12 protein-coding genes and 1 pseudogene are annotated in these 11605 nt (G+C 60.5%); 9 read left to right on the forward strand and 4 right to left on the reverse strand.

The features are described 5' to 3' along the window. A pseudogene (locus ACILSL_RS10210) lies at nt 1-341 on the forward strand (hypothetical protein); the annotation flags it as partial. 85 nt (nt 342-426) lie between these two features. On the opposite strand, the gene katG reads toward ACILSL_RS10210, so the two are convergent. Then, on the reverse strand, nt 427-2667 hold the full coding sequence (gene katG, locus ACILSL_RS10215; protein ID WP_395731993.1) for a catalase/peroxidase HPI: 2241 nt from the start codon (nt 2665-2667) through the stop codon (nt 427-429). A 205-nt stretch (nt 2668-2872) separates the two neighbouring features. On the opposite strand from katG, the gene ACILSL_RS10220 reads away from it, so the two are divergent. Then, a complete protein-coding gene (locus ACILSL_RS10220; RefSeq protein WP_395731994.1) occupies nt 2873-3769 on the forward strand; it encodes a LysR family transcriptional regulator in 897 nt (298 codons plus the stop codon). A gap of 5 nt (nt 3770-3774) precedes the next feature. Here ACILSL_RS10220 and ACILSL_RS10225 read toward each other — a convergent pair whose 3' ends face one another. After that, entirely contained in the window at nt 3775-4062 is a 288-nt protein-coding gene (locus ACILSL_RS10225; RefSeq protein ID WP_395731919.1) for a translation initiation factor, read from the reverse strand. 12 nt (nt 4063-4074) lie between these two features. After that, nucleotides 4075-5142: a nucleoid-associated protein gene (locus ACILSL_RS10230; RefSeq protein WP_395731920.1), complete on the reverse strand. Its 1068-nt coding sequence runs from the start codon at nt 5140-5142 to the stop codon at nt 4075-4077. Between the two features lie 133 nt (nt 5143-5275). Between ACILSL_RS10230 and ACILSL_RS10235 the strand changes: the two genes are divergently transcribed. The 6 genes from ACILSL_RS10235 (at nt 5276) to ACILSL_RS10260 (ending at nt 9891) form a co-directional block, all read left to right on the forward strand. Beyond that, nucleotides 5276-5695 (forward strand): DUF2934 domain-containing protein, encoded by a 420-nt coding sequence (locus tag ACILSL_RS10235; protein ID WP_395731921.1) that lies wholly within the window; start codon nt 5276-5278, stop codon nt 5693-5695. Beyond that, nucleotides 5692-5913, forward strand: coding sequence for a hypothetical protein (locus ACILSL_RS10240; protein WP_395731922.1), 222 nt, complete (start codon nt 5692-5694; stop codon nt 5911-5913). The genes ACILSL_RS10235 and ACILSL_RS10240 overlap by 4 nt, the downstream gene beginning before the upstream one ends. 29 nt (nt 5914-5942) lie before the next feature. Next, nucleotides 5943-6659, forward strand: coding sequence for a hypothetical protein (locus tag ACILSL_RS10245; RefSeq protein WP_395731923.1), 717 nt, complete (start codon nt 5943-5945; stop codon nt 6657-6659). A 9-nt stretch (nt 6660-6668) separates the two neighbouring features. Beyond that, nucleotides 6669-8066 (forward strand): PAS domain-containing protein, encoded by a 1398-nt coding sequence (locus ACILSL_RS10250; protein ID WP_395731924.1) that lies wholly within the window; start codon nt 6669-6671, stop codon nt 8064-8066. Then, nucleotides 8063-8737: a response regulator gene (locus ACILSL_RS10255; RefSeq protein WP_395731925.1), complete on the forward strand. Its 675-nt coding sequence runs from the start codon at nt 8063-8065 to the stop codon at nt 8735-8737. Before ACILSL_RS10250 ends, ACILSL_RS10255 begins: the two co-directional genes overlap by 4 nt. A 71-nt stretch (nt 8738-8808) precedes the next feature. Next, nucleotides 8809-9891 (forward strand): SAM-dependent methyltransferase, encoded by a 1083-nt coding sequence (locus tag ACILSL_RS10260; RefSeq protein ID WP_395731926.1) that lies wholly within the window; start codon nt 8809-8811, stop codon nt 9889-9891. A gap of 3 nt (nt 9892-9894) precedes the next feature. Here ACILSL_RS10260 and ACILSL_RS10265 read toward each other — a convergent pair whose 3' ends face one another. Further along, on the reverse strand, nt 9895-10554 hold the full coding sequence (locus ACILSL_RS10265; protein WP_395731927.1) for a hypothetical protein: 660 nt from the start codon (nt 10552-10554) through the stop codon (nt 9895-9897). 327 nt (nt 10555-10881) lie between these two features. Here ACILSL_RS10265 and ACILSL_RS10270 point away from each other — a divergent pair, with 327 nt between their 5' ends. Continuing rightward, nucleotides 10882-11604, forward strand: a complete 723-nt coding sequence (locus tag ACILSL_RS10270; RefSeq protein ID WP_395731928.1) for a PEP-CTERM sorting domain-containing protein — start codon at nt 10882-10884, stop codon at nt 11602-11604. Nucleotide 11605 lies beyond the last annotated feature (1 nt).

An 11605-nucleotide genomic window follows, 5' to 3' on the forward strand; every position in this document is an offset into this window, starting at 1 on the left:
CTGCTGAGGTCCAGGGGCGGAGGCTGGCGTTGACTCTGGCATGCGCAGTTCATGCCACCTGCACGGCAAAGGTACAGCTCTTTTACAGCCTGGAGTCATTTTTTATCCCGCCAGCACCTTCCCTGCCGAACACTACTGATGCCACGCACACCTTTGCCAATGAACAGCGCTTTGATTTCGACGGGCTCAAAGGTCGCCTGCTCTCCAGCTCCTACGCCCCCGCTGCAGGCCAGCCACGCCATGTCGAAATGATCGCCGAACTGCGCAGCCTCTTTGACGCCCATCAGGTGTCCGGCCAGGTCTGCTTCGAGTATGACACGCGGGTGCATCTGGGGCGCTGATGAGGGGGAAACAAGCTGCCCGTTCCGGCTGCGATGAACCGAAACGGGCACTGTCATTGTCATGGGGAGAACCTCTGGCGTGCTATCAGCGATGGAGGTCAAACCGGTCCAGATCCATCACCTTGGTCCAGGCGGCGACGAAATCGTTGACGAACTTGCCCTGCGCATCAGCCCCTGCGTACACTTCTGCGATGGCGCGAAGCTGGGAGTTGGAGCCAAAGACCAGATCCACGGAGGTGGCTGTCCATTTCACCTCTCCGCTATCACGGTCACGGCCTTCGTAAAAGTGGTCGCACATCTTCGACTTGCTCCACTCCGTGCCCATGCCGAGCAGGTTCACAAAGAAGTCGTTGGTCAGTGCCCCACGGCGTTGGGTGAAGACACCGAGGTCAGGAAAACCGACATTGGTCCCGAGTACCCGCATGCCGCCCACCAGCACCGTCATCTCCGGAGCGGAAAGGGTGAGAAGCTGCGCACGGTCCAGCAGCGTCTCCGGTGCGGGACGGTCAAGCTCGTGGCCGAGGTAGTTGCGGAAGCCGTCCTGCTTGGGCTCCAGCACCGCAAAGGACGCAGCGTCTGTCATCTCCTGGGTGGCATCGGTGCGACCGGGAGTGAAGGGCACCTGTACCTCATGCCCGCCTTTCTTGGCCGCGTCCTCCACAGCCGCACATCCGCCGAGCACGATGAGGTCTGCGAGAGACACTTTTTTGCCGCCGGTCTGGGCGCTGTTGAAGTCCTTCTGGATCTTTTCCAGCACGGACAGCACCTTCTGCAGTTGCTCAGGCTGGTTCACAGCCCAGTCTTTCTGCGGAGCCAGCCGGATGCGGGCACCATTGGCACCACCGCGCTTGTCACTGCCACGGAAGGTGGCTGCGGAAGCCCACGCCGTGGAGACGAGCTGGCCCGTGGTCAGGCCTGAGCCCAGAATGTCCGCCTTGAGACGGGCGATGTCCTGTATGCCGATCAGTTCGTGATCCACTTGGGGAACAGGGTCCTGCCACAGCTGCGGTGGTGCCACCTCGGAACCCAGCAGGCGGGACACAGGCCCCATGTCGCGATGAGTCAGCTTGTACCAGGCTTTGGCAAAAGCCTCGGCAAACTCATCCGGATGCTCCAGAAAGCGCCTGGAGATCTTCTCATACGCCGGGTCTTCCCGCAGCGCGATGTCGGTGGTGAACATCATCGGCGCGTGGCGTTTGGTGACGTCGTGTGCATCCGGCACAGTGCCAGCACCCGCACCCTTTTTGGGCTTCCACTGCTGCGCTCCCGCCGGGCTCTTGGTCAGCTCCCACTCGTAGGCAAAGAGGTTGGTGAAGTAGCCGTGAGACCACGCCATGGGGGTGGAGGTCCAGGCTCCCTCCAGACCGCTGGTGATGGTGTCTCCGGCGTTGCCAGTGCCGTGCTTGTTCTTCCAGCCCAAGCCCTGCTCCTCCAAAGGTGCGCCCTCCGGCTCGGGGCCCACATTGTCGGCACTCGCGGCACCATGCGCCTTGCCAAAGGTATGGCCACCCGCAATGAGGGCCACGGTTTCCTCGTCATTCATGGCCATGCGCGCAAAGGTTTCGCGGATGTCTTTCGCAGCAGCGATCGGGTCGGGCTTGCCGTTGGGGCCTTCGGGATTGACGTAGATCAGGCCCATCTGCACCGCAGCCAGAGGCTTTTCCAGCTCACGGTCGCCCTTGTAGCGTGCGTCTCCCAGCCACTTGCTCTCAGGCCCCCAGTAGATGTCCTCCTGCGGCTCCCAGACGTCCTCGCGCCCGCCGGCGAATCCCATCGTCTTGAATCCCATAGATTCGAGCGAGACATTGCCCGCGAGCACCATGAGATCGGCCCAGGAGATTTTCTCGCCATACTTCTGCTTGATGGGCCAGAGAAGGCGGCGCGCCTTGTCCAGATTGGCGTTGTCCGGCCAGCTATTGAGCGGCGCAAAGCGCTGCGTGCCATAGCCTGCGCCGCCGCGGCCGTCGCTCACGCGGTAGGTGCCCGCGCTATGCCAGGCCATGCGGATGAAGAGCGGACCATAGGTGCCGTAGTCCGCCGGCCACCACTTCTGCGAGGTGGTGATCACTTCCTTGAGCTCCTTCTTCAAAGCAGCCAGATCAAGCTTCTTGAACTCCTCCGCATAGCTGAAGCCCGCGCCCATGGGATTTCCCCGGGGGGAGTTCTGGTGGAGGATTTTGAGATTGAGCTGGTTCGGCCACCAGTCTCCGTTGGACATGGCTCCTGCGGCGGTGGTGCGGTTGGGGCCTGCGGCGGCGCCCATGACGGGGCATTTGTTCATATCGGGGGTGGGTTGGGTTGTTTTTTCCTGGGCCGTGGCCGGCATGACAGGCGTCAGCATCAGCGCAGCCGCCAGGGCATTTTGTTGCAGTATTTTCATGGTTTGGTGGTTGGGTTCAGGTTCAAATTTTCGAACGTGTTGAACGTCGTAACGCCCCCACAATGGATGCCCGCCTTAAATGCATCCAATGCATTATCTGAATGCTTGCGATGCACCACATACATAGCTAAGCTGGCCCATGAGAAGCGATCTGAACCTCCACCTGCTGGAACAATTCGTGGCTCTGGCTCGCACCAAAAACTTCACCCGCGCTGCCGATGAGCTGCACCTTTCCCAGTCCGCTCTGAGCCGCGCCATCCAAAAACTGGAGGATCAGCTCGGCAGCCCCCTCTTTGAACGCAAGCCACGCGAGGTCGTGCTGACGGATCTGGGCGAACTGCTGCTGGAGCGTGCCAGAAAGATCCTCCAGCTCATGGAGGACACCATCTCGGAGCTTTCAGAGGCGGGCCGTCGCGGGCGCATCCGGCTGGGAGCCATCCCCACCATCGCCCCTTACTTCCTGCCCGGCCTCCTGAGCCACTTTGCCCGCAGGCATCCCGATATCATGGTGATCGTTCAGGAAGACACCACGGACAATCTCATCCAGCGCTGCAGTCACGGAGAGATCGACCTCGCCATACTGGCCCAGCCGGTGATCGCGCGGCATCTGGAGGTGGAGCCGCTGTTTGAGGAAGAGCTGCTGCTGGTCGCCCCGGTGGCCCACCCTCTGGCCACTGCCAAAAGTGTGAAGATAGAGGCATTGGAAAGCTTCCCTTTTGTCACGTTGAACGAGGCGCACTGCCTCGCGGAAAACATCTCCTCCTTCTGCCGCAGAAAGTCCGTGCAGCCGGTGACGGTGGAGCGCACCAGCCAGCTGGCCACCGTGCAGGAGCTCGTGGCGCTGGACCATGGCGTTTCGATCGTGCCTGAAATGGCGCGAAAAATCGACACCAGCGACAAGCGCGTGTACCGATCCTTTGCCGGGGAGAAGCCCTCACGCACTGTGGCGATGATGTGGAATGCCGGCCGCTTTCAGAGCAGGGCGGTCAAGGTACTCATGGAAGAGCTGCGCAGTCTGAGGCGCACTCCTGCCGCATTGAAAAAATAACCCGGTCACTTCACACCGCGCACTTCGAAGCCTTCCGCTTCCAGTACTGCGCGCACCTTGGCGGCCTGGTCGCCTTGAATCTCGATGCGTTTGTCACGCACGGTGCCGCCACAGCCGCAGGCGGAGCGAACGCGCTTGGCGATCGTTTCGATGACGGAAAGCGGCAGATGCGTGGCAAAATCCTTGATGACAATGACCGTCTTGCCCCCGCGATGCGCGGTTTCACGCTGAAGCACGACGCGCCCCATTTTCCAGAGGCGCTGTGGTGAGCTGGGGTCAGACTTGGGATCCATCGATGAAGCGGCCTAGCCCGCGCTGACGTCCTTGTTGTAAAACACCTTCACGTACTTCATGCCCTTGTCGTCGTCGAAGCCGCGTTCGAGCTGGGGATCGTTTTCGCTCTTGCCGGGCTTGAAGTGGATTTCCACGCCGGTGTCGAGCTTGAGGACGGCGGCGATGCGTTTCTTGGCCTTGGTGAGGTCCTTCTTGGAAATCTCGAAGTTGGTTTCCAGCGGCTGCCCCTGCTCCTCCTCCATGCGGGCGCGGTGCTCGTCGAACTTGGCGATGACTTCGGGATTTTTGAGGACGGTCTGGCCGAACTCTTCGAGGTCAAAGTTTTCGCGGTCTTCGAAGTATTCGAGCGCGTCCTTGGCGGCGGTGGCGGTTTCCCAGGGGGGCGTGTCGTCATCGGCAGGCTGCTGCTCTTCGAGGAAGGACACGGCCATCTTGGCGTAGGCGTTGGTGAGGAAGGCGGCGTCTGGCACGGCCTCCACGCCGAGGAACTCGCGCACCCAGAAGCGGGTGTCGCCACCGCTGCGGTCGAAGGTGAGGACGTAGTAGCCTTTCTCGGCCCAGAAATTGAGGATGAGGCAGCCTTTGTCGATCTTGTCGGGATTGATGCCGTGCTCGGTGCTGAGCTGGAGGTCACCGTTGCGCGGGGTGATGGTGAGGAAGGGCACGACGCTGTCGCTCTTCAGGATGCAGAGGCCGTTGACGAGTTCGCCTTCGATGTGGATTTCCTTGAGCAGGCTGATGCAAAGATCGCCAGCCTTGATGTTGGGATGGTTGGATTTGGCGTAGAGGCGCTGGGCGATCTCGACGCCCTTGGCCAGCAGCTGGTCCTCGTCTTCAAAGATGGCCTTGGCGCAGTTGTTCACCTCATGCTGCTTGAGGGAGGCATGGTGGGTGAAGCGGTGGGCGATGCAGGCCTTGAAAGGCTTGAGGAACAGCGCAGTAAGAGCTTCCTGATCTCCCTCCGCGATCTGAAACACCTCCTTGGAGGTTTGCAGCGGCTCCTCACGGAGAGGATTGCCGATCTTGGCGAGGACGACTTTGGTGGCGGTGGCGGTATTGAGACGAAGTTTGACGGACATGCGGGGCGCGGAGAGTAGAAAGGGAATGCGTTTGGCAAAGGATTAAAGAAACCTGCCGAATAAAGAAATCTGCAGTTGAAGTTTGAGGCCGCTACAAGTCTCAAAAACGACCCCGCCGGGCCATGACAGATACGTGAGGGTTTCCCTGATGCCACGAGTAGGGCAGCGCCGATTGCGGGAAAAAAAAGGAGCGCTCAGAGTGGACGGAGCCACCCGCCAGTTTGGATTTCATCCACGTTTACCCATCAAAGCCATGAATGCCCCTGTGTACACATCCCCCAGCGAGACCTCCAGTTCCGGTTCTCATCCCTCCGACAAGGAAATCGCCCTGCTTGCTTTCAAGCATTGGAAGAAAGAGGGCTGCTCACATCTTCGGCCAGAGCACTGGCTGAAGGCGGAAAAAGAATTGATGTCGATTTATGCAGCACAGGGGCCGGCTTTTGCCCCCGCTGAATCCGAGCGGCTGGAGGAATTCTGGGAGCAGGAGATGGAGGCGATCTCCTGCTATGTCATGGACAGCGATCTCTTACTTGCAACGAAAGGATGGTCATGAACGCTTCCTGCATAATCGATGAAATGGAGCTGGAAGGCGCCCTCCCCGACCTGGCCGCAGATGAGCCTGCATGCGATACGCCCGCCGCGCAGCGCCCGCAGGAACGAGGCCGGATTTCGAGTGAAGAGCTTGCCCGAAAAGTCTTGAAGCTGACCGGAAGTGTGCGCCTGGTCTCCAGGTCTGCCTACCACTGGCATCACTGCGGCATCAACGAATAAGGCACGGCACAGGATGCCAGGAGGCCCGCATGAACAAACCCCTACCAGCAACCCGACTTCTGGCCGGAGTCACGCTTTCCAGCGCACCACGGTCTGAGTCTGGCCTGCCAAGGCAGGATGCCAGCCCCGCACGGCTGCAGCCCAGAAGCATGCTGGCAGGCCAGATCACCACGCTGCGCACGGACGAGGCCAGCCCCTGGATTGAGGAGCCCCAGCCCTTTCACCGGGCGCGGTATGAACGCCTGACGCGCATCCTGGAAGGGAAGTTCAGCCAGGCCTCCGCACTGCTGACGTGCCTAGTTTTGACCGCGCTGGCCTGGCGGGCCGCAGGCGGCGAGTCCGTTTCCCCCGAGCGCTGGCTGTGCGGTCTGTTGTCAGGCTGGTTTATTGTCTCGATGGGTCGGCTGGCGTTGTTCACCTGCCTGGCCGCGCCGCGCGGCATCTGCTATGCCCAGGGAAGGCTGCGCGTCTCCGGCCTGGGGGCACTGAGGGCGGAGCAGATCCTGCACTGGTCGTTTCAGCATGGGGTCAGGATCAGCGCGCATGCCAGGCCTGGGGCGCGATTGCAAATCTGCTGCCGCTGGTGCGGGTGCGAGCGGCACTGGACGATGTTGATGGAGGAAGGCCCGGAAACTGAGCGGTTGGAACGCCTGCTGGAAATGCACCTTCCCCGCAGCAGCCATGCCTCCCATGCCGCGCCCCTGCACCGTGCGATTCAGATTGAAGACGGAATCCTGAGTCAGTAGGCTGGACCCATGCCTCGTTCCTCTTCAAGGCAGTCCAAGCCGGATGGCCCCTCCCTGGCAAAACGCCGGAGCAGGGCTGCGCCGCGCACACGCGAGACTCAAGCAGGAACACCCGCAAACACACGGGAGAACAGCAAGCCCGGCAGGCAGCAAGCCCGAAGGGCGCAGAAGGCGAAACAAACCCTCACGCAGCTCGAAGCACGCACCGAAGTCCTGACTGCGAGCGAAAAGAGTTTCCGCCTGATCGAGGACGAACTGCGCCGCGAGCGCGTCTTTCTGCGCCAGGTGATCGACGCGACCCCGAGCATGATCTTTGTGAAGGACAAGCACGGGAAATTTTTGCTGGGAAATGCCGCGCTCGCGCACAGCTGCGGCACCACGGCGGAGAAGCTGGCCGGAAAGACAGACGCTGATTTCAACCGCACGCCCGAGCAGATCGCGCACTTTCAGCAAATCGACCGCGAAGTGATGGCGAGCGGCAAGGCACTGCAGATTCCCGAGGAGGAAATCACCCAGGCAGACGGGCAGGTGCGCTGGTTCAGCACCGGGAAGGTACCCCTGTTCAATGAGGCCGGAGTTTGCGACAAGGTGCTTGGCGTGGCCACCGACATCACCGAGCAACGGCAGACGCAGAAGGAGCTGGAGCAGCGTGTGGCGGAACGCACGGCGGAGCTGGTCTCCGCCAATGAGAAGCTGACGGCGCAGATCGAGGAGCGGAACCGGCTGGAAAACGCGCTGATCGACATCTCCGAACAGGAGCAGCGCCGGCTCGGCCAGGATCTGCACGACGGGCTGTGCCAGTCACTTTCGGGACTGGCCTTCATGGCGCGGTCTTTGACGAAAACGCTGGAGGCGCAGGAGCTTGCGGGGCCGGCGGAGGAGGCAGCACGGCTGGCAGCATTGATCCATCAATCCGTGGAGGCCTCACGCGACATCGCCAAAGGACTTCACCCCGTGGTCATGGATGCCGAGGGTCTGGTCTCCGCCCTGCATGAACTGGCGGCACGCAGCAACGGCAGCATCTCCTGCCGGCTGCGCTGCGAGCGCATGGTACCCATCACGGACAATGGCGTGGCGCTGCATCTGTACCGCATCGCCCAGGAGGCGGTGACGAATGCGCTGAAGCACTCGGGAGCGCGCTCGATCACCCTGAGCCTCAGGCTGCGGCAGAATCTTCTCTCCCTGAGCGTCGCTGATGACGGGTGTGGCATGCCGGAGGTCATTCATGTGGGCGACGGCATGGGAGTGCGGCTGATGAAATACCGGGCGGATGTGATCGGGGCGGATTTTGCCATCGGAAAACGCAAGAAGCACGGGACCCGGATGACCTGCCTGCTGCGCATGCCAGGCACCGCCCCGACTGTGACTGCGAAGTTCCCGGAACTTCATTCCCAGAACGAACGATGAAAACCACTCACGCTCAGCAGCGCATTCTCATCGTGGATGACCATCCCATTTTCCGCAAGGGCATCGCCATGCTTCTCGAACACGAGCATGACATCATCATCTGTGGCGAGGCCGAGACCGCAACGGAAGCCATGGGCCTGGTGGAGCACCATGATTTTGAACTCGTCATCGCGGACATCTCGCTGAAAGACATCAATGGCATCGAGCTGGTGAAATCGCTCAAGGTGCTCAAACCCCACCTGCCGGTGCTGGTGCTGTCCATGCACGATGAGTCGCTGTACGCCGAGCGTGCTCTCCGTGCCGGAGCACGCGGCTACCTGATGAAGCAGGCCCCGCCGGATCAGGTGGTGGCGGCCATCCGGCAGGTGCTCAGTGGAGAATTGTATCTCAGTGCTGCGGCAAACCTGCTGATGCTGAACAGCTTTGTAACGGGCCGGGACAGCAACAGCAAAAGCTCCGTGGAAAAGCTGAGCGACCGGGAGCTGGAGATTTTCGAACTCCTTGGCCAGGGGCGCGGCACGAGCATGATCGCCCACGATCTGAGGCTCAGCGTCAAGACCGTCGAGGCCCACCGTTCCCATATCAAAACCAAGCTGGGCATCCACACGGCGCCCGAGCTTGTGCGTGCAGCGGTGGAATGGGTGACGCGCCGCACCGGAGACGGTGATTAAGCCCCCACCGCCACTCCCTGCCGCACTCCTCTGCTTGCAGACAGGACAATGCAGCGCGAGTGCAGGAGCACATGAGCGACAGCGAAACGACCGCCACTTCCCCAACCACCCGCCCCTGGCTGGTGCGCATCCCCGAAATTTTCGAGGGGATCGCGGACACTGTCCTGAAGCAAATGGGCGCGGTGTCGAGCACCCGGCTGGGACAGGATTATTATCTCATCAAGACCGCCACACCGGCGGCGATCCGCCACTCTGAAGCCGCGAAGTTTGCACGCTGGAACCTGCCGATGGATCATACCTGGCCGTGCAACGCACAAAAGATGGACGGCTTCATTGAGAAGGCGGCGCAGACGCTGCTGAAGAAGTTTGGCGAACGCAACCCCCAGGGGATTTTCATCGGCACGCTGCAGCCCACATCTCCGGACAAGTATTACAAGGGGCTGGCCTCCAATCTACGCGGCAGGGTGCTGCAATTGTTTCCCAAGCTGGCTGCGGCGACGGTGGAGGAACAGGACCCGACGGCGGAGACGCTGTTTTGCCTCGTGGGAAAAGAGGGCTTGTTTTGTGGCATGCAGAGTCCGCGTGACTCGAACGGCCTTTACGCAGGTGGCAGCAAGTACATTGACCAGGATGCACCGGATACGATCAGCCGTGCGGGCGCCAAGATCGCCGAGGCGCTGCATTATTTGCTGCTGTACCGGCCGCCGATGAAGGAAGGCGCGCACTGGATCGAACTGGGTGCCTGCCCCGGCGGCATGACGTCGGAACTGCTCGCGCGCAAACAGCGCGTGACGGCGATTGACCGTGCGCCGCTGGACAAACGGCTCGATGGCCGGCCGGGGCTGAAGTTTTTCCTGGAGGACGTGGCCGCCTTTCAGCCGAAGGCAGGGACGGCCTATGACGCGCTGCTGTGCGACATGAACGGACCGCCGGAGGAATCGATCGAGCAGGTGATCCGGCTGTCACGGTTTCTCAAGCCGGGGGGGCTTGTTGTCTTCACGCTCAAAGTGCCGCGTGTTGATTCCCTGGAGGAGCCCAACGAGCTGTTCCGGCTCATTGTAGCGATGTCCAAGGCTGCGGGTCTGCGTTTGTTTGCGCAGACGCACCTGACGTACAACCGGCACGAATTTACTCTGTTCTTTGAGACGGTGTGAAGCTTAAGGAATGAAGGTCAGGAGCCACGTGGCAGCTTCTTGATTTTTAAAATTTGGACCGGCCATCAGTTCGGCCAGCTTTAGGCGGCATTGTTCCGGCTCAGCCTTGGCCAGCATGATGAGGCTGCTCTGCAGGCCATCGTTGTCATGGCCTTCGGAGGCGCCTGCTTCAAGAGCTTCGAGCAGATCTGCCAGACAGTCTGAACCACCCGTTTTCGCCACCAGCTCGCCGATGAGTTCCCGGGACCTGAAATTATTGTCAGGCGACTTCAGCGCATCCCGCAGCATTGGGAGATCGGTGGTGCTGACCACGTCCCGAAGGCGGGTGTGAGCTTCCAGCACCGCGTCCTCATCACCGTCGCCGGCACCATCGAGGATGCAGCGGAGGTCAGCGGCAATGCTCTGGCTGATGACCATTTCAAGCTCGGCGGAAAATTCTTCCTCGTCGTCCTCAGCCGGGACTGCGGCAGTGAGATCCTCCGGCTTCAGCAGTACGGCCCCTTTGAGCAGGCGGCAGAACTCCTTCTTCGTGGCTTTGTGCAGCGTTCCCAGCTTGGAGATGGGGTCTTTCATGACCTTGTACTCGATGGACAGACGCGCCCATTCCACAATGCGGAGGTAATTCTCACCCTTTTTCCAAATCTGGCCTTGTTCCAACTTCATCGGCTCCCTTAGCCGCGCCAACGGCCAGCGCCATGAGATTCTGCACTTTAGGACACAACCAGGCGCTCATAGTGATGCTTGGCTGGATCGCTCAAACAAGTGGATCACGAGCAGCCCCCCTCTAGGGCAAGACTGGCACCAGAACCAAACAGTCAGGATTTCCAAATAAATTCGAATTCAGACTTGTTTGCTAGCATTGTTGTTATTATAATTATAATATGTCTGATACATAATGACATAAATCGCAATTCCCTTCCTTTCCGGAAGCCCACTGGCCCTACGCGTTCCCTTCAATCTTCCCGCCGTCCACAGCCCAAAACACCCTTGATGAAAAAGACCTTCTCCCTACCCAGACTCCTCTGCCTAGCCCTAGTGCTGGCGTGGACCCACGGCGCCGAGGCCAGCACGGTCTTCTGGAACAGCAACTTCAACGACAATTTGTTCGATAGTTCCGGCAACGCCCTCGATGCCACTTATTCGTTTGAGGTTGGGACTTTTACCGGCGGTTTCACCCCGACCTATCAGAACGTTGATCAATGGCAGGCCAACTGGCATATGCTTGATCGTGCATATGATCCGGATGCGAACGGCTGGAATCCAGAGCCGATTCCGATCGGGCAGTATTTTGTAGCGGGCTTTGACTTCAACCCGGATGGCACATCGAATTCGCCTGATGCCAATCCTGCCGATGTCTTCACCATGGGGGATACGGTTTATCTCTGGGCCTACAATTCCAAATCTATTGTTCCCGGCAGCGAATGGGCGCTGGTGACCGACGGCTCACCCGTGGGAGATCTGGCCAATGACTGGATCATTCCCGATCCATTGGACGGCAATTCTTACACCTGGCAGCTGACCGATGCGAACAGCACCATCATCGGCGGCGCCAATGGCGTGCAGGGACCAGGAACATATTCCACGACCCCAGGGGTGTTCAGCCTGCAAACCGCCGTGGTGCCAGAGCCTGGTTCTGCACTCCTGCTGCTGGCTGCGGCAGCCGCCCATCTGACTCGCCGCGCCCGCCGCATGATCCGCCCGTCCCTGCTCTAAA

The sequence above is a fragment of the Prosthecobacter sp. genome, assembly GCF_044222345.1.
GTDB lineage: Bacteria > Verrucomicrobiota > Verrucomicrobiia > Verrucomicrobiales > Verrucomicrobiaceae > Prosthecobacter.